Below are 16596 nucleotides of genomic sequence, written 5' to 3'. Positions count from 1 at the left end.
TGTAGGCGTGCCAAGTTAGTTATCGGGATGCTCGCTCCCAAAGAATTTTCTCGGCATCGACCCCGTCACCTCCACCCTAGAGTTTCTTTCATCATCCGGGGCGTCGGCTTGGATTCATGACAGTTAGAAGGCCTGAAGCCGTTTTCAGCGGTTCCCCCGCGCGAGCGGGGATAGACCCGGTATAAACGGTTTATACGGTTTTCGTTGCTAGGTTCCCCCGCGCGAGCGGGGATAGACCCCACGCGAGCAAGTGGTAATGCACCACCGCATCGGTTCCCCCGCGCGAGCGGGGATAGACCCGATAAGCAGTGGTAATACCCGGCGAGGTCAAAGGTTCCCCCGCGCGAGCGGGGATAGACCCATGGGCGAAGGGGCGAACCTCACCATTGGGCAGGTTCCCCCGCGCGAGCGGGGATAGACCCCCATGGCTCTCATCACCCCCGCACTCATTACCGGTTCCCCCGCGCGAGCGGGGATAGACCCAAAGAACACTACCGATGGAACCAAGCAAACCAGGTTCCCCCGCGCGAGCGGGGATAGACCCCACAAGGCGACGATCAATTAATACGCCCTTGGGGTTCCCCCGCGCGAGCGGGGATAGACCCATGCGCAGAACTTTTTTCACACCCCACACGCCGGTTCCCCCGCGCGAGCGGGGATAGACCCTCTTAGACAACTTGTTTCCAGGCGCAGCGGCAGGTTCCCCCGCGCGAGCGGGGATAGACCCCCTCTTTGGCCTTCTTCCCCAAATTCCCCCCTGGTTCCCCCGCGCGAGCGGGGATAGACCCCGGGCCAGTTCCGAACGGACCCGCCTCTACTTGGTTCCCCCGCGCGAGCGGGGATAGACCCGATGCCGAGAAAAAGGACAGCGAGCGCAGGAGGGTTCCCCCGCGCGAGCGGGGATAGACCCGCACGCGCCAGGAGCAAGGCCCCGACGATCACGGTTCCCCCGCGCGAGCGGGGATAGACCCCGCCAGCCGCCGACGACGCGAGCGCCGACACAGGTTCCCCCGCGCGAGCGGGGATAGACCCCGTAGCCATCGCCGAGGTCTGAAGCGTCGAACGGTTCCCCCGCGCGAGCGGGGATAGACCCTCTAGAGCGGGTGCAAAAAGAGCGTGATGCGCGGTTCCCCCGCGCGAGCGGGGATAGACCCCGACAAGCTCCATGCCGACCCTGATTTTTACGGGTTCCCCCGCGCGAGCGGGGATAGACCCCCGAGGTGTCGCACTCGCACCTGTCGTGGCCAGGTTCCCCCGCGCGAGCGGGGATAGACCCCACGGATATCAAAGCCCGCAAACTGTATGCATGGTTCCCCCGCGCGAGCGGGGATAGACCTTTATGCGAGACAGCGGCACGCATGGGCATTGGGGTTCCCCCGCGCGAGCGGGGATAGACCCGTCCGCAGGAACGCCATTTGAGCGCATCTCCCGGTTCCCCCGCGCGAGCGGGGATAGACCCCGCCAGCTCCCGCACCTAGGCAACGCCGGGCAGGTTCCCCCGCGCGAGCGGGGATAGACCCATGCTTGATGCAGCGCTGACAGAGCCGACAACGGTTCCCCCGCGCGAGCGGGGATAGACCCGTGGCACGACGTAACGGGCAAAGACCCATAGTGGTTCCCCCGCGCGAGCGGGGATAGACCCGCGAAAATTCACGCACCGTTCAGCCGCGCGCGGGTTCCCCCGCGCGAGCGGGGATAGACCCAAAAGCGCCGCCGAAGCCTCTGGCAAATACTGGGTTCCCCCGCGCGAGCGGGGATAGACCCTGGCCGTTCACCGTCTGGCGCAAGTCGTTCCAGGTTCCCCCGCGCGAGCGGGGATAGACCCGCTACAGCCAGCCAGGCGCCAAGCGTTACCGAGGTTCCCCCGCGCGAGCGGGGATAGACCCCGCTGGCACTGTCGGTAACAACGCCAGCGCCTGGTTCCCCCGCGCGAGCGGGGATAGACCCGCTGTTGATATTTGCGAGGTGGTCATGCCCTGGGTTCCCCCGCGCGAGCGGGGATAGACCCGTCACCAGCCACACACTCTGGGCAAATGGTCTGGTTCCCCCGCGCGAGCGGGGATAGACCCGCCAAAGCTGCTAAAGACATGGCCGCAGAGCAGGTTCCCCCGCGCGAGCGGGGATAGACCCTTCAGCAGCTTGGAGCGCTCTACACCATCCACGGTTCCCCCGCGCGAGCGGGGATAGACCCTTTTCTTGCGCGATGCAGGGCAGTTCAGTAAAGGTTCCCCCGCGCGAGCGGGGATAGACCCGGGTTTGTTGACAACGTGGTGGAAGCCAAGTCGGTTCCCCCGCGCGAGCGGGGATAGACCCCAAGACGTTGCTGTCATGGCCGCAAATGCCAAGGTTCCCCCGCGCGAGCGGGGATAGACCCCTGTGCCTGCAATAGATGCTGCAACACCTCCGGGGTTCCCCCGCGCGAGCGGGGATAGACCCTAAGCGCCAGTGATGTGCTTGGTGCATCAGGCGGTTCCCCCGCGCGAGCGGGGATAGACCCAAGCTCAAAGGCAATCCACGGCATATTGCCATGGTTCCCCCGCGCGAGCGGGGATAGACCCCTGCCTACAACACGCAATGGCCTTCAACGTTGGGTTCCCCCGCGCGAGCGGGGATAGACCCCACTGCCAAAGAGGTGATACACCTTATCGCGTGGTTCCCCCGCGCGAGCGGGGATAGACCCGTGATCGAGTTCAAGTCCTTGTGTCGCAAAGCGGTTCCCCCGCGCGAGCGGGGATAGACCCGTCTCAGTAGCTCTCTGAATGAGCCAGTAGGGGGTTCCCCCGCGCGAGCGGGGATAGACCCGCCCCCATTGACCCGGCCACCGGGCTGGCTGTGGTTCCCCCGCGCGAGCGGGGATAGACCCAACGGCCTGTCAATCGTCGGCTCACTGACAAAGGTTCCCCCGCGCGAGCGGGGATAGACCCAGGCCGCGCGGCTTGTCTGGGCCATAGTGTTTGGTTCCCCCGCGCGAGCGGGGATAGACCCTAGGGCGCAATGGGCAAAGGAAGCACAGGCAGGGTTCCCCCGCGCGAGCGGGGATAGACCCGCCAGGGAATTCATCACAAAGCTGCTGCAAATGGTTCCCCCGCGCGAGCGGGGATAGACCCCAGTCACATTGCATTGCCACATCGGCAATGAGGGTTCCCCCGCGCGAGCGGGGATAGACCCGGATAAGGCCATGTGTAGCTCTTCTCCCCGCCGGTTCCCCCGCGCGAGCGGGGATAGACCCAGGCGTTTTTCTTGCCCTTATCTTCACTTCTCGGTTCCCCCGCGCGAGCGGGGATAGACCCGACATGGGCTGGGGGGACTGGAAGCGCCGGTGGGTTCCCCCGCGCGAGCGGGGATAGACCCACGAAGGCACGCCGAAAGGGGAGCTATTGCAGGGTTCCCCCGTGCAAGCGGGGATAGACCCGAGTAAGACCTTTTCTCCGAACCGACATATTGGTTCCCTTGTGCGTGGCTATGCTTAAAGATTTCCATTGGAGATTCGCCCACCAGCAACGTCAGGCATAAATCCATCAGCAATCCGAATCAATTGTGTAAACACGCCGTTGCCACCCAACCCCACCCAACCCAATCAGTTCACCAGATCATCAGGCGGCGTTTTTCATCACACCCCCCGCTATGATTCCCAAACTGAAAGGTTTTTGACGATGCGAATTCTTATTTTGGGTGCGGGGCGTGTGGGTGAGAGCGTGGCAGAGAGTTTGGTGTCTGAGCAAAACGACATCACGGTCATTGACCCCGACCCCGACCGCCTGCGCCTGCTGGAAGATCGGCTTGACCTGCGTGGCGTGCCTGGTAACGGCATTCAGCCGTCGGTGCTGCGCCGGGCGGGGGCTGAAGATGCTGACTTGTTCATTGCCTGCGCGTCGTTGGATGAAACCAACCTGACAGCCTGCCGGGTGGTCAAAAGTGTGTTCAATGTGCCCACCACCATTGCGCGCGTGCGCTCTGACGAGTTTGAAGCAGACACACCGCTGCTGGGCAAAGAGGGGGGCTTTGGTGTAGACCGTGTGATCTGCCCTGAAGAGTCGGTGATGCGCTATGTGCACAAACTCATTGAATACCCCGAGGCGCTGCAGATTTTGGAGTTTTCGCAGCAGCGCGCACATCTGATTGCGGTGCGGGCGGCGGCAGGCAGTTTGCTGGTGCACCACACCATTGGTGAATTCAAGTTGCTGTTTCCGCAAGCGCCGATGAGGGTGGTCGCGGTATACCGGCAAGATGACGAGCTCACCATCAACGCCCACACCCGGGTGCTGCCGGGGGACGAGGTGTTTGTGCTGGCCGACAAAACCCAGATCAAGCAAATTTTGAGTGCCATCCACAAAGACGATCGCCCCGTGCAGCGCATCATGATTGCCGGTGGTGGCAAGGTGGGCTTGCGCCTGGCGCGCAGTTTGATGGGGCAATACCAGGTAAAGCTGATTGAGCGCGACCGCAAGCGCTGTGAATACCTGGCGGGTGAATTGGGTTCTGACACACTGGTGCTGTGTGGCGACTCAGCCGACGAGGCGCTGCTGATTGAGGAAAACGTGGGCGAGATGGACTTGTTTGTCTCACTCACCAGCGACGATGAAGACAACATTTTGTCGGCCATGTTGGCCAAGCGGCTGGGCGTGCAGCGGGTGATTGCGCTGGTGAACCGGCGCATTTACGCCGAGATGATGCAGGGCAGCGCCATTGACATTGCACTGTCGCCAGCGCAAACCGTCATTGGTGAACTGCTGGTGCATGTGCGCCGGGGTGCGGTGGCGGCGGTGCACAGTTTGCGCCGAGGTGCTGCCGAAGCGCTGGAAGGCATTGCGCGGGGCGATGCGCGCTCGTCCAAGCTGGTGGGGCAACGCATCAAAAACATCACGTTGCCCGATGGCGCACGCTTTGGTGTTGTGGTGCGCGGGCACGGTGATGCCTGCCAGGTGCTCATGCCACACCATGATTTGCTGATTGAGGCTGACGACCACGTCATCATCTTCATCCCCAACAAGAACCAGTTGCGCGCGGTGGAACGCTTGTTCCAGGTCAGTGCCACCTTCTTTTGATGCGCGCCATGACGGCATTTTTTGGCCCGGTTCTGGCGGTGTTTGCGCGCATCGTAATCGCCTTTTCGGTGATGTTTCTGATGCCGCTGGCGTGGGCCTGGCAGCTGGATGCGCCAGCCTTGCGCAACATCTGGCTGCGTAGCCTGGGTTTGACCTTGGTGGTGGGCTTGATTTTGATGCTATTGACCAAAAACCACCGGCGAGAGCTGGCTGTGCGCGACGGCTTTTTACTGGTCAACCTGGTTTGGCTGGTGTTGCCTGCGCTGTCAGCCGTGCCGCTGCTGCTGGCGATTGATGGCTTGAGCTGGACTGACGCTTACTTTGAAGCCATGAGTGCCTTGACGGCCACCGGTGCCACGGTGCTCAGCGGGCTGGATGCGCTGCCGGTGTCGGTCAACGTGTGGCGCTGTTTCTTGCAACTGGTGGGTGGCTTGGGCATCATGCTGCTGGTGGTGGCGGTGCTGCCACTGCTGGGCTTGGGTGGTGTGCAGCTCTACAAAGCCGAGACGCCGGGGCCGATGAAAGACGCGCGCCTGACCCCGCGCATTGCCGAAACCGCGCGCGGTCTGTGGGGGGTTTACGGTGTGCTGTCGGTGGCCTGTTTGTTGGCTTATCACACCGCCGGCATGAGTTGGGCCGATGCCTTCATGCACATGTGCACCACCATGGGGCTGGGTGGTTTTTCGTCGCACGATGCCAGTTTTGGCCATTGGAACTCGCCGCTGATGGAGGCGGTGGCGGTGCTGTTCATGGGGCTGGCGGGCATCAGCTTTGCGCGTTATTTCATCGTCTGGCGGGCGCGCTCGCTGCGCTCACTGGTGCGCGACCAGGAAGTGCGTGCCTATGTGGCCGTGCTGCTGGCGGCCAGCGTGGTGCTGACCGGGGTGCTGGTGGTGCATGGCACGCAGGCCACGTTGTTGGACGATGTGCGCGCAGCGGTGTTTCATGTGGTGTCGCTGGCCACCACCACGGGTTATGCGTCGCAAGACTACACGCTGTGGCCAGTGTTTGCGCCAGTGTTATTGCTGTCCCTGGGGTGCTACGTGTCGTGCGCCGGCTCCACCGGTGGCGGCATCAAGATGGTGCGCATGATTTTGCTGTTCAAACGCACGCACCGCGAGCTGGTGCGCGCGGTGCACCCCAATGTGGTCAACCCCATCACACTAGGGCGCAATGTGATCCCGGTGAGCGTCATGGCCTCGGTGGTGGCGTTCATGCTGATTTACATCGCAGCCATTGTGGGGCTGACGATGCTGATGCTGCTCTCGGGGCTGGACATGGTGACGGCGTTCTCAGCTGTGGTGGCTACGCTCAACAACATTGGCCCTGGGCTGGGCCTGGTGGGGCCATCAGCCAACTTTGGCGTACTGACCGATTTTCAAACCTGGGTCTGCACCGTGGCCATGTGGATGGGGCGGCTGGAGCTGCTGGCGGTGATGGTGTTGTTTGTGCCGCAGTTCTGGCGCAGGTAAGCTCAATCTTTTATTTTTTACAAGGAGACATCTCAATGGCAATTACCAAAGGAATCGATGTGCTGGTGGCGCAGGCCATGGCCGAGGTCAAAACCTACAGCGTGGCTGAGGTCAAGGCACGCCTGGGGGCTGCAGACTTGCAGATTGTGGACATCAGAGACGTGCGCGAGCTGGAGCGCGAGGGCACGGTGCCGGGCTGCTTCAACGCGCCACGCGGCATGCTTGAGTTTTGGGTTGACCCCGCCTCGCCCTACTACAAGCCGGTGTTTGGTGACGAGAGCAAAGAGTTTGTGCTGTTTTGCGGCGCCGGCTGGCGCAGCGCCCTGGCCACCAAGGCGCTGCAAGACATGGGCATGACCAATGTGGCGCACATCGACGGCGGCTTCACCGCCTGGGCGCAACAAGGTGCGCCGGTAGAAACCTACGAGCAGCACAAGGCACGCCGCCACAGCAAAGCGTGAATAGACTGAATGAAATCAGGCGGCCAGCTGACCGCCTGATTCGGCCTTAATGTCTCGCCACGGCCTCAATGCCTGAAATGGCGCACGCCGGTGTAGACCATCACCACACCGCGCTCGTTGGCGGCGTCAATCACTTCTTGGTCGCGAATCGAGCCGCCGGGCTGGATGACGCAGGTGGCACCCGCGTCCACCACCACATCAAGCCCGTCGCGGAACGGGAAAAATGCGTCGCTGGCCACGGCCGTGCCCTTGAGCGACAAGCCGGCATGCTCGGCCTTGATGCTGGCAATGCGCGCCGAATCGAGCCGGCTCATTTGCCCAGCACCCACACCCATGGTCATGCCGCCCTTGCAGAACACGATGGCGTTGCTTTTGACAAACTTGGCAATAGTCCAGGCAAACATCAGGTCTTGCAATTGCTCTGGCGTGGGCTGCAGCTGGGTCACCACTTTCAGGTCGGCCAGGGTCAGGATGTGGTTGTCGGCGGTTTGCATGAGCAAGCCGGAGCCGACGCGTTTGACATCCACGGCATTGCGGCCGTTGTCCCAGTCAGAGGCACCACCCGCGGGCAAGTCAATTTGCAAAATGCGCACATTGACCTTGCTTTTGAACACCGCCAAGGCTTCGGGGGTGAAGGCGGGCGCCATCAACACCTCAATAAACTGCTTCGACATTTGTAGCGCCGCACGCTCATCCAGCGTGCAGTTCAGGGCAATGATGCCGCCAAAAGCCGAGGTCGGGTCGGTTTGGAAAGCCTTGCTGTAGGCTTCCAGCGCATCAGCGCCCACGGCCACGCCACAGGGGTTGGCGTGTTTCAAGATCACGCAGGCAGCGCCATCACGCGCCGCATCAAAACTCTTGACGCATTCCCAGGCCGCATCAGCGTCAGCAATGTTGTTATAGCTCAGCTCTTTGCCTTGCAGCTGCTTGGCGGTGACCAGTGAGCCCGGTGCCGGAAACAGGTCGCGGTACAAGGCGGCGCTTTGGTGCGAATTTTCGCCATAGCGCAGGTCTTGCAGCTTGACAAAGTTGCTGTTGGACTGCGCCGGGAACAAGCTGCGCACCGGCACGCTGGCGGCTTCGTCAAAGGTGATGGATGACAAATAGTTGCTGATGGCCGCGTCGTACTGGCTGATGCGGTTGAAGGCGGCCACACTCAGGGCAAATTTGGTGGCTTGAGCCACCGTGCCGGTGGCGTGCAGGTCGGCCAGCACTTGGGCGTATTGGGAGGCGTCGGTCAACACCGCCACGTCTTTCCAGTTTTTGGCCGCGCTGCGCACCATGGCGGGGCCGCCAATGTCGATGTTCTCAATGGCATCTTCCAGGGTGCAGCCAGCTTTGGCCACGGTGGCCTCAAACGGGTACAGGTTCACCACCAGCAGGTCAATGGTGTCGATGGCGTAGGCCTTCAGGGCGGCCATGTGCTCAGGCAGGTCGCGCCGCGCCAACAAGCCACCGTGCACTTTGGGGTGCAGGGTTTTGACCCGGCCGTCGAGCATTTCCGGGAAACCGGTGACTTCAGCCACCTCGGTGACCGGCAAACCCTGGTCGGCCAACAGCTTGGCAGTGCCACCGGTACTGAGCAGTTTGATGCCCAGGGCGTGCAGCGCTTGGGCAAATTCAACAATACCAGTTTTGTCTGAAACAGAAAGAAGTGCGTTCATGGTGGGTTGTGGTGAGTGTAAAAAATGGATCAGTAAATTTATAAGAAATAGGCCTCTAGCGCTTGCTTTGCTTGCGCCAGCAGCTATCAATCGATGAGTTTGTGCTCAAGCAGTTTTTTGCGCAGCGTGTTGCGGTTCAAGCCCAGCCATTGCGCTGCTTTGGACTGGTTGTGGTCGGTGCGCTGCATCACCAGCTCCAACAGCGGTTTTTCGACCACCGCCACCAGCATGTCGTACATGCCGTTGGGCTCGCTGCCCCCCAGGTCTCTGAGGTAGCTTTCCAGGTTGATGCGCACGGCATCGGCTATGTGCACGGGTTTCATGTCACGGTCTCCAGCAAATGCGTCGCTTGTGACGCTTGCCCCAGGCCAGGCGCGGGCAAGCGATCCATGCGGGTGTTGAGTGCTTCAAAAAAATGGGTCACAGCGCGGGTCTGCGTCTGGGCGTCAGGCAGGGTGTTCATGTGGGCGCGAAAAGCCTCGCCACCGGGCAAGCCACGCACATACCAGCCAATGTGTTTGCGGGCGCTGCGCACGCCAGCCCACTCGCCATACAGGGTGTAGTGGTCGTGCAAATGTGCCAGCAGCAAGTGTTTGACTTCAGCCACCAGTGGCTGCGCCAGGGTTTGCCCGGTGGCCATGAAGTGCGCAATTTCCCGAAAAATCCAGGGGCGCCCCTGAGCGGCGCGGCCAATCATCACCGCATCGGCACCGGTGGCAGCCAGCACGGCGCGGGCTTTGGCGGGGCTGTCAATGTCGCCATTGGCCACCACGGGAATCGTCAGCGCCGCTTTGACTGCGGCAATGGTGTCGTATTCAGCCGCGCCTTTGTAGCCCTGCTCGCGGGTGCGGCCATGCACGGTGACCATTTGCACCCCGGCGGCTTGCGCGGCGCGTGCCAGCTGCACAGCATTTTTCTCGGCCTGGCACCAGCCGGTGCGCATCTTCAGCGTGACCGGCACGCCCTGGGGGGCACAGGCTTGCACCACGGCAGACACAATCTGCAGCGCCAGCGCCTGGTCTTGCATCAACGCCGAGCCGGCCCACTTGTTGCAGACCTTTTTGGCCGGGCAGCCCATGTTGATGTCGATGATTTGGGCGCCGCGGTCAATGTTGAAACGCGCCGCGTCGGCCATCATCTGCGCCTCGGTGCCGGCAATTTGCACCGCAATCGGACCGGGCTCGCCAGCATGGTTGGCGCGGCGCGAGGTTTTGAGCGAGTCTTGCAAATCTGGCCGGCTGGTCACCATTTCACTCACCGCGTAGCCCGCGCCCAGCTGTTTGCACAACTGGCGAAATGGCCGATCTGTCACCCCCGCCATGGGGGCAACAAAATAGCGGTTAGGCAAAACGTACGGGCCAATGTGCATGCGAGCAGTGGCAGTGTGAGTGCAGTAAGAGGGGGTGTCGTGGGGGAAGGTGAAGATTCTATCTGCTCAAAATTTCAGCACTTGAAACCCGCATCCAGCAGCGCAAGAGCTGTGCTATCCCTATACTCGCGCACCCATGGAACTCTGGCTGGAACACCTTTTGACGTTGCTGGCACTGCCCAAATTTGGCTTGAGCACGGTGTTTGTGGTGTCTTTCATTTCAGCCACCTTGCTGCCACTGGGCTCAGAGCCCGCCGTGTTTGGCCTGGTTGAACTCAATCCCAGTTTGTTTTGGCCAGCCATTGCCGTGGCCACTGCGGGCAACACCTTGGGCGGCGCGGTGAGCTGGTGGATGGGTCTGGCCTCGCACAAAGTGATAGAGCGGCACCAGCATTCAAAACACCACCTGCGCGCGCTTGACTGGCTGGAACGGCTGGGGCCCAAAGCCTGCCTGCTGGCCTGGTTGCCGCTGGTTGGCGACCCACTGTGCGCGGTGGCGGGCTGGCTGAAGCTGCCGTTTTGGCCGTGCTTGCTGTACATGGCCATTGGCAAATGCGCCCGCTACATCGTCATGACCGCCGCCCTGTTGGGTGTTTTTGGCAGCTGACACAGAAACATTGCATCCTCGGCACAAAAAAAACCCCACCTTAGCAGGCAGGGACAGGGCTCACACTCAGCATCAGAAAGCTACATAAAAAGTAGCTACTCACGCTTATTTCATAAGCGATAGAGCCCTATTTTCTTATCCATCAAGAGCTGAACAAGAAGTTCATCACGTCGCCATCTTTGACGACATAGTCTTTGCCCTCGGCGCGCATCTTGCCCGCATCTTTGGCACCCTGCTCACCCTTGAAAGCGACAAAGTCGTCATAGGCAATGGTTTGGGCGCGGATGTAGCCTTTTTCGAAATCGGTGTGGATCACGCCAGCGGCTTGCGGGCCGGTGTCGCCTTTGTGGATGGTCCAGGCGCGCACTTCCTTGATCCCGGCGGTGAAGTAAGTTTGCAAACCCAACAGGTCATAAGCAGCGCGAATCAGGCGGTTCAGACCCGGCTCGTGCAAGCCCAGCTCTTCCAGAAACATCAAGCGGTCTTCGTCGCTCATTTCAGACATTTCGGCTTCCAGCTTGGCGCTGATGGCCACTACCGGCGCGTGTTGGGCGGTGGCGTATTCCGTTAAACGGTCCAGGAACGGGTTGTTGGTGAAACCGTCTTCGGCCACATTGGCCACAAACATGGCGGGCTTGGCGGTGATCAAAAAGAATTGTTTCAGCAACGGCAGCTCTTCTTTGCTGAAATCAAGGGTGCGCACCGGCTTGGCTTCGTTGAGCGCCGCCTGGCAGCGCTCCAACATACCCACCAGTTTGATGGCTTCTTTGTCCGCACCCGATTTGGCGGCTTTTTGGTAGCGTGCCAGCGCTTTGTCCACGGTGCTGAGGTCAGCCAGGCAAAGCTCGGTTTGAATCACTTCAATGTCAGAAATCGGGTCGACCCGGCCAGAGACGTGGATCACGTTGTCGTCTTCAAAACAGCGCACCACGTTGATGGTGGCATCGGTCTCGCGGATGTGTGCCAAAAACTTGTTGCCCAAGCCTTCACCAGTGCTGGCCCCCGCCACCAAGCCAGCAATGTCCACAAACTCCACAATGGCGCGCTGCACCCGCTCGGGGTGGACGATGGCGCTCAAGGCATCCAGCCGGGGGTCGGGCACTTCGACAATGCCCACATTGGGTTCAATGGTGCAAAACGGGTAGTTTTCTGCTGCGATGCCAGCCTTGGTCAGCGCGTTGAACAGGGTTGATTTACCCACATTGGGCAAGCCCACAATGCCACATTTCATAACAAATCCTCAAACAAACTAAAAGAGCGGTCAACCTGCAAACAGCGCACGTTTAAACCCCAAAAAACCACGAAAAACAGGCTGAGAAGTGTATGCGATGCGGTTATTTTGTTGGTTTTGCCGTGGGCGGCGCCCGCTTCTACAATCTTGCGCATGACTCAACACCTTGATATTTGCATCCGTGGCGGTGGCATTGTGGGCCATACGCTGGCGTTGTTATTGGCCAAAGACCGCCTGCGCGTGGGGCTGGTGGCTCCGCCGCCGCCAGCCGACGCGCAGGCGGACGTGCGGGTCTACGCGCTCAACGCCAAGTCCAAAGCCTTGCTGGAGTCGGTGCGCTGCTGGCCTGACGCCCAACACGCCACTGAAGTGACCGACATGCAGGTCGAGGGCGACGACGGCGGCTCTGTGACGTTTGCCGCCAGCAGCCTGGGGGTGCAGGCGCTGACCTGGATGGTGGACGTGCCCGCCCTAGAGGCGCAGCTGCGCGAGGCGGTCAAGTTTCAGCCGCACATTGAGCTGCTAGAAAGCCCCCAACCCGCCACCCTGACGGTGGTGTGCGAAGGCCGCGCAAGCCGCACCCGGGAAGAATTTGGTGTGGAATTTACCGCGACCCGCTACCCCCAAACCGCCATTGCCGCGCGCCTGAGCTGTGAAAAACCGCACGCGCAAGTGGCTCGCCAATGGTTCAAGGGCGACGAGATTTTGGCCTTCTTGCCTATGGACGGCGCCCAAGGGCAAACGGTGGGGCTGGTGTGGTCGCTGCCCGATGCCCGCGCGGCAGAGATGCTGCAAGCCGATGACGCTGATTTTTGCGAGCAACTTCAAACCCTGTGTGACCACAGCTTGGGCACACTGGCGCTGACTGGCGCACGCAAAGCCTGGCCACTGCAGTCGGCGCAGGCCAGCCGCTGGATCGGGGTCAACCAGGGTCAGAGTTGGGCGCTGGCGGGCGACGCAGCGCACAACGTGCACCCGCTGGCTGGCCAAGGGCTCAACTTGGGGCTGGGCGACGTGGCCGAGCTGGCTCAGGTGCTGCACACCCGTGCCTACTGGCGGCCGGTCAACGACGCCCGGCTGCTGCGCCGCTACGAGCGCGCCCGTCGCGCAGAAGTTACCACCACCGATGCCGCCATGACGATGCTGCAGCAGTTGTTTGCCAAGCCTGGCAACGGCTGGCAAAAATTGCGCAACTGGGGCATGTTGGGTTTCGAGCTCAGTGGCATGACCAAACACTGGGCCGCCCGCCAAGCCATGGGCTTGTGAACCGTATCAGGTCGCATCCAGCGGGAACTTCTTGGCAGCGCACCCGTCTGATGGATTCATTTTTTTAACAGGACGCACATGAAAAGACTCCTTTCACCCTTACTGGTCTGCGCCCTGCTGACCGCCACCACCGCGGGCGCGCAAGAGGCGGCCATTCGCAAAAACCTGCCTGAGCGGATTCCGCAATTGCAAAAAATTGACGAGGTCAGCAAAACCCCGATAGACGGCATTTTTGAGGTGCGCGTGAACGGCACTGACATTTATTACACCGATGCCCAGGCCAATTACCTGATTCAAGGCAACCTGATCGACACCAAGCAAAAACGCAACCTGACCGAAGAGCGGGTAGACAAGCTCACCGCCATCAACTTTGACGCACTGCCATTCAAAGATGCTTTCACCATCGTGCGGGGCAACGGCAAACGCAAGCTGGCGGTGTTTGAAGACCCCAACTGTGGTTACTGCAAGCGCTTTGAGAAAGACTTGCAAAAGATCAACAACGTCACCGTGTACCTGTTTTTGTACCCCATTTTGAGCGCTGACTCGGGTGAAAAATCAAAAGCCATCTGGTGCGCCAAAGACAAGGCCAAGGCTTGGCAAGACTGGATGGTGCGCGACATCACGCCCCCGGCGGCCAGCTGCGACAGCGCCGCCATTGCCCGCAATGTGGCACTGGGGCACAAGTTCAAGATCACCGGCACGCCCACGCTGGTGTTTGCCGATGGCTCACGCGTGCCCGGTGCCGTGGGTGCTGACCAAGTTGAAAAACGCCTGAATTAAAAACGCCTGAACTGACTGACCTGGCCTGTGCGCCACCAGGAAACCCACATGAGCTCTGATGCAACCGCGCTGGTCTACGACGTGCGTGCCCACAACCTGCACGCGCACCTGTACCAGATCACACTCACCGTGCCGCAGCCAGCAGCTGACCAGTGCCTGAGTTTGCCGGTGTGGATACCCGGCAGCTACCTGGTGCGCGAGTTTGCCAAACACCTGCAGGGGCTGCAAGCCCAGCAAAATGGCCAAGCGGTGGCCTTGACCCAGCTCGACAAATGCAGCTGGCAAGCCCACTGCAGCCCTGCTGCGGCGCTGGTGCTGCACTATGAGGTGTATGCGTTTGACGCCTCGGTGCGCACCGCCTGGCTCGATGCCCAACGCGGCTTTTTTAACGGCACCAGCCTGTGCCTGCAGGTGCACGGCCAAACCCAGCAGCCACACCTGTTGCGCTTAAGCGCGGCTGGCCTGCCCAAAGACTGGCACGCCGCCTGCGCCTTGCCCGCCCAAAAAGTCACTTCCCGCGGGTTTGACAGCTACTTGGCTGCCAACTACGACGAACTGGTGGACAGCCCGGTCGAGCTGGGTGCGTTTTGGCAAGGGCACTTTGTGGCCTTTGGCGTGACGCACCGTTTTGTGGTGGCGGGCGCACCGCCCAGTTTTGACGGCGCGCGCCTGTTGGCCGATGCCCAGCGCGTGTGCGAGACTGAAATTGGCTTCTGGCATGGCCAGCACACGGCCGACGCACCGCACCGGCATTACCTGTTTTTGCTCAATGCCGTGCACGACGGCTATGGTGGGCTGGAGCACCGCCACAGCACCGCCTTGATTTGCCGCCGTGCCGACCTGCCCCGCACCGATGCCAGCCCAGCCGCCCCCCCACCAGCGGGCTACACCACGCTGCTGGGCTTGATCAGCCACGAATACTTTCACACCTGGAACGTCAAGCGCCTGCGCCCGGCCGAGTTTGCCCACTACAACTACGCGCAGGAAAACTACACCGAACTGCTGTGGTTTTTTGAAGGCTTCACCAGCTACTTTGACGACCTGCTGCTGCGCCGAGCTGGCCTGATTGACAGCGCCAAATACCTCACGCTGCTGGCAAAAACCATCAATCAGGTGCGGCAAACCCCTGGGCGCCGGGTGCAAAGTGTGGCGCAAGCCAGCTGGGATGCCTGGGTCAAATACTACCGACCGGACGAGAACAGCGCCAACGCCACGGTGAGTTACTACACGCTGGGCTCGTTGATTGCGCTGTGCCTGGATTTAAGCCTGCGCCAAACGACCCACAGCAGCCTGGATGCCGTCATGCGCACGCTGTGGCAGCGCTGCCAGGGTGGCGCCATGACCGAGCAAGACGTGACCGATGCGGTGACCGCCTTGGGCAGCGCAGCACTGGCCACCCAGCTGCAGCAATGGGTGCATGGCACGGCTGATTTACCGCTTGAAAAATTGCTGAAAGCGCAGGGCATTTGCTACACCTTAGAGAGTGCCTCACGCTTGGAGCAATTGGGCTTGAAGGTGATTGAGCAACAAGGCTTGAAGGTCAAGAGCGTGCTGCGTGGCAGTGCCGCGGAAGCTGCCGGCATGGCCGCGGGGGACGAGTGGCTGGGCATCTTGCTTGACTCGGACGTGGCGCCAGCAGGAGCCAGCGCGCACCCAGGCTGGCGCATCCACACGCCGGACGACGTGGCACTGGTGCTGGGGCAAGCCAGCGCTTTTCAGGCCTTGGTGGCGCGTGACCAGCGCTTGATGTGGTTGCCAGTGCGTCTGCCCAAAACGCTTCACAACGTGCGTTTGAGTGTGTCCGACCCCGCCCTGGCAGAGGTTTGGCTGGCCACCCACGATAAATAAAAATGATAGCTATCTACGCTTATTTCATAAGCTCTAGAGGCCAATTTCTTATATTTTTTTAAAAGGAGACTGCATGAACTATGAACTGATCACCGTCCGCACCGAAGCCGACAAAGTGGGCGTCATCACCCTGAACCGCCCGAAACAGCTCAACGCCCTCAACGAGCAACTGATGACCGAACTTGGCCACGCCCTGCAAGCCTTTGACGCCGCCCCGGCCGTGGGCTGCATCGTTCTCACCGGCAGCGAAAAAGCTTTTGCCGCTGGCGCCGACATTGGCGGCATGGCCAGCTTCAGCTTTGCCGACGTGTACAAAAACGATTTCATCACCCGCAACTGGGAGGCCATCCGTGCCATTCGCAAACCGGTGATTGCCGCCGTGAGCGGTTTTGCGCTGGGCGGCGGCTGCGAGCTGGCGATGATGTGCGACTTCATCATTGCCGCTGACAACGCCCGCTTTGGCCAGCCCGAGATCAAACTGGGCATCATCCCCGGCGCCGGGGGCACGCAGCGCCTGCCGCGCGCAGTAGGCAAGGCCAAAGCCATGGACATGGCACTGACCGGCCGCATGATGGACGCAGCCGAGGCTGAACGCGCCGGGCTGGTGAGCCGTGTGGTGCCGTTGGACAAGTTGATGGACGAAGCCTTGGGCGCGGCACTGCAGATTTGCGACTTTTCTCAGGTGGCGGTGATGGCAGCCAAGGAGTCAGTGAACCGCTCCTTTGAAGGCACGCTGGCAGATGGCATCATGTTTGAGCGACGCATGTTTCACGCGCTGTTTGCCACCGCCGATCAAAAAGAAGGCATGGATGCGTTTGTCAACAAGCGCAAAGCCGTGTTCACCCACCGGTAA

Annotated in this window: 13 protein-coding genes and 1 CRISPR repeat array; of the genes, 8 read left to right on the top strand and 5 right to left on the bottom strand. The window is 61.1% G+C overall.

The window, feature by feature from the left end:
* Positions 1-149 precede the first annotated feature (149 nt).
* Positions 150-3412: a CRISPR direct-repeat array (repeat unit 29 nt; unit sequence GGTTCCCCCGCGCGAGCGGGGATAGACCC).
* A 241-nt stretch (positions 3413-3653) separates the two neighbouring features.
* Genes trkA through PHT20_RS10675 form a run of 3 tightly spaced genes read left to right on the top strand, consistent with a single transcriptional unit; the run spans position 3654 to position 6978 of the window.
* The gene (gene trkA / locus PHT20_RS10685; RefSeq protein WP_301020507.1) at positions 3654-5045 is read left to right on the top strand and encodes a Trk system potassium transporter TrkA; all 1392 of its coding nucleotides are present in this window, start codon (positions 3654-3656) and stop codon (positions 5043-5045) included.
* A gap of 8 nt (positions 5046-5053) precedes the next feature.
* A complete protein-coding gene (locus tag PHT20_RS10680) occupies positions 5054-6517 on the top strand; it encodes a potassium transporter TrkG (protein ID WP_301020506.1) in 1464 nt (487 codons plus the stop codon).
* A gap of 35 nt (positions 6518-6552) precedes the next feature.
* Positions 6553-6978, top strand: a complete 426-nt coding sequence (locus PHT20_RS10675) for a rhodanese-like domain-containing protein (RefSeq protein ID WP_301020505.1) — start codon at positions 6553-6555, stop codon at positions 6976-6978.
* Positions 6979-7043: 65 nt separating this feature from the next.
* On the opposite strand, the gene purH is transcribed toward PHT20_RS10675, so the two are convergent.
* From purH to dusB, 3 genes are all read right to left on the bottom strand, one after another.
* Positions 7044-8642 (bottom strand): bifunctional phosphoribosylaminoimidazolecarboxamide formyltransferase/IMP cyclohydrolase, encoded by a 1599-nt coding sequence (gene purH / locus PHT20_RS10670; RefSeq protein WP_301020504.1) that lies wholly within the window; start codon positions 8640-8642, stop codon positions 7044-7046.
* Between the two features lie 86 nt (positions 8643-8728).
* Entirely contained in the window at positions 8729-8965 is a 237-nt protein-coding gene (locus PHT20_RS10665; protein ID WP_301020503.1) for a helix-turn-helix domain-containing protein, read from the bottom strand.
* On the bottom strand, positions 8962-10011 hold the full coding sequence (gene dusB / locus PHT20_RS10660) for a tRNA dihydrouridine synthase DusB (protein WP_301020502.1): 1050 nt from the start codon (positions 10009-10011) through the stop codon (positions 8962-8964). The genes PHT20_RS10665 and dusB overlap by 4 nt, the downstream gene beginning before the upstream one ends.
* A 136-nt stretch (positions 10012-10147) precedes the next feature.
* On the opposite strand from dusB, the gene PHT20_RS10655 reads away from it, so the two are divergent.
* Positions 10148-10618, top strand: coding sequence for a YqaA family protein (locus PHT20_RS10655; protein ID WP_301020501.1), 471 nt, complete (start codon positions 10148-10150; stop codon positions 10616-10618).
* Between the two features lie 142 nt (positions 10619-10760).
* Here PHT20_RS10655 and ychF read toward each other — a convergent pair whose 3' ends face one another.
* A complete protein-coding gene (ychF, locus tag PHT20_RS10650) occupies positions 10761-11849 on the bottom strand; it encodes a redox-regulated ATPase YchF (RefSeq protein WP_301020500.1) in 1089 nt (362 codons plus the stop codon).
* On the bottom strand, positions 11846-12004 hold the full coding sequence (locus PHT20_RS10645; protein WP_300086915.1) for a hypothetical protein: 159 nt from the start codon (positions 12002-12004) through the stop codon (positions 11846-11848). Before PHT20_RS10645 ends, ychF begins: the two co-directional genes overlap by 4 nt.
* On the opposite strand from PHT20_RS10645, the gene PHT20_RS10640 reads away from it, so the two are divergent.
* The 4 genes from PHT20_RS10640 to PHT20_RS10625 all read left to right on the top strand — a co-directional run bounded on the left by PHT20_RS10640 (position 12003) and on the right by PHT20_RS10625 (position 16596).
* Positions 12003-13115: an FAD-dependent monooxygenase gene (locus PHT20_RS10640; RefSeq protein ID WP_300086912.1), complete on the top strand. Its 1113-nt coding sequence runs from the start codon at positions 12003-12005 to the stop codon at positions 13113-13115. The genes PHT20_RS10645 and PHT20_RS10640 overlap by 2 nt on opposite strands.
* Before the next feature lie 78 nt (positions 13116-13193).
* Entirely contained in the window at positions 13194-13895 is a 702-nt protein-coding gene (locus PHT20_RS10635) for a DsbC family protein (RefSeq protein WP_300086909.1), read from the top strand.
* A gap of 48 nt (positions 13896-13943) precedes the next feature.
* Positions 13944-15743 carry a peptidase M61 gene (locus PHT20_RS10630; protein WP_301020499.1) on the top strand — a complete coding sequence of 600 codons (1800 nt, stop codon included), beginning with the start codon at positions 13944-13946 and terminating at the stop codon, positions 15741-15743.
* A gap of 73 nt (positions 15744-15816) precedes the next feature.
* On the top strand, positions 15817-16596 hold the full coding sequence (locus PHT20_RS10625; RefSeq protein ID WP_301020498.1) for an enoyl-CoA hydratase: 780 nt from the start codon (positions 15817-15819) through the stop codon (positions 16594-16596).

This window comes from Rhodoferax sp., assembly GCF_028715765.1.
GTDB lineage: Bacteria > Pseudomonadota > Gammaproteobacteria > Burkholderiales > Burkholderiaceae_C > Rhodoferax.
The sequence above is the reverse complement of the archived record's forward strand: the minus strand, read 5'-3'. Positions and strand labels throughout refer to the sequence as shown.

Bases quoted from the DNA above. Each gene is read 5' to 3' on its own strand.
- trkA (WP_301020507.1), top strand. From the start codon at position 3,654: ATGCGAATTCTTATTTTGGGTGCGGGGCGTGTGGGTGAGAGCGTGGCA.
- PHT20_RS10680 (WP_301020506.1), top strand. From the start codon at position 5,054: ATGACGGCATTTTTTGGCCCGGTTCTGGCGGTGTTTGCGCGCATCGTA.
- PHT20_RS10675 (WP_301020505.1), top strand. From the start codon at position 6,553: ATGGCAATTACCAAAGGAATCGATGTGCTGGTGGCGCAGGCCATGGCC.
- purH (WP_301020504.1), bottom strand. From the start codon at position 8,642: ATGAACGCACTTCTTTCTGTTTCAGACAAAACTGGTATTGTTGAATTT.
- PHT20_RS10665 (WP_301020503.1), bottom strand. From the start codon at position 8,965: ATGAAACCCGTGCACATAGCCGATGCCGTGCGCATCAACCTGGAAAGC.
- dusB (WP_301020502.1), bottom strand. From the start codon at position 10,011: ATGCACATTGGCCCGTACGTTTTGCCTAACCGCTATTTTGTTGCCCCC.
- PHT20_RS10655 (WP_301020501.1), top strand. From the start codon at position 10,148: ATGGAACTCTGGCTGGAACACCTTTTGACGTTGCTGGCACTGCCCAAA.
- ychF (WP_301020500.1), bottom strand. From the start codon at position 11,849: ATGAAATGTGGCATTGTGGGCTTGCCCAATGTGGGTAAATCAACCCTG.
- PHT20_RS10640 (WP_300086912.1), top strand. From the start codon at position 12,003: ATGACTCAACACCTTGATATTTGCATCCGTGGCGGTGGCATTGTGGGC.
- PHT20_RS10645 (WP_300086915.1), bottom strand. From the start codon at position 12,004: ATGCGCAAGATTGTAGAAGCGGGCGCCGCCCACGGCAAAACCAACAAA.
- PHT20_RS10635 (WP_300086909.1), top strand. From the start codon at position 13,194: ATGAAAAGACTCCTTTCACCCTTACTGGTCTGCGCCCTGCTGACCGCC.
- PHT20_RS10630 (WP_301020499.1), top strand. From the start codon at position 13,944: ATGAGCTCTGATGCAACCGCGCTGGTCTACGACGTGCGTGCCCACAAC.
- PHT20_RS10625 (WP_301020498.1), top strand. From the start codon at position 15,817: ATGAACTATGAACTGATCACCGTCCGCACCGAAGCCGACAAAGTGGGC.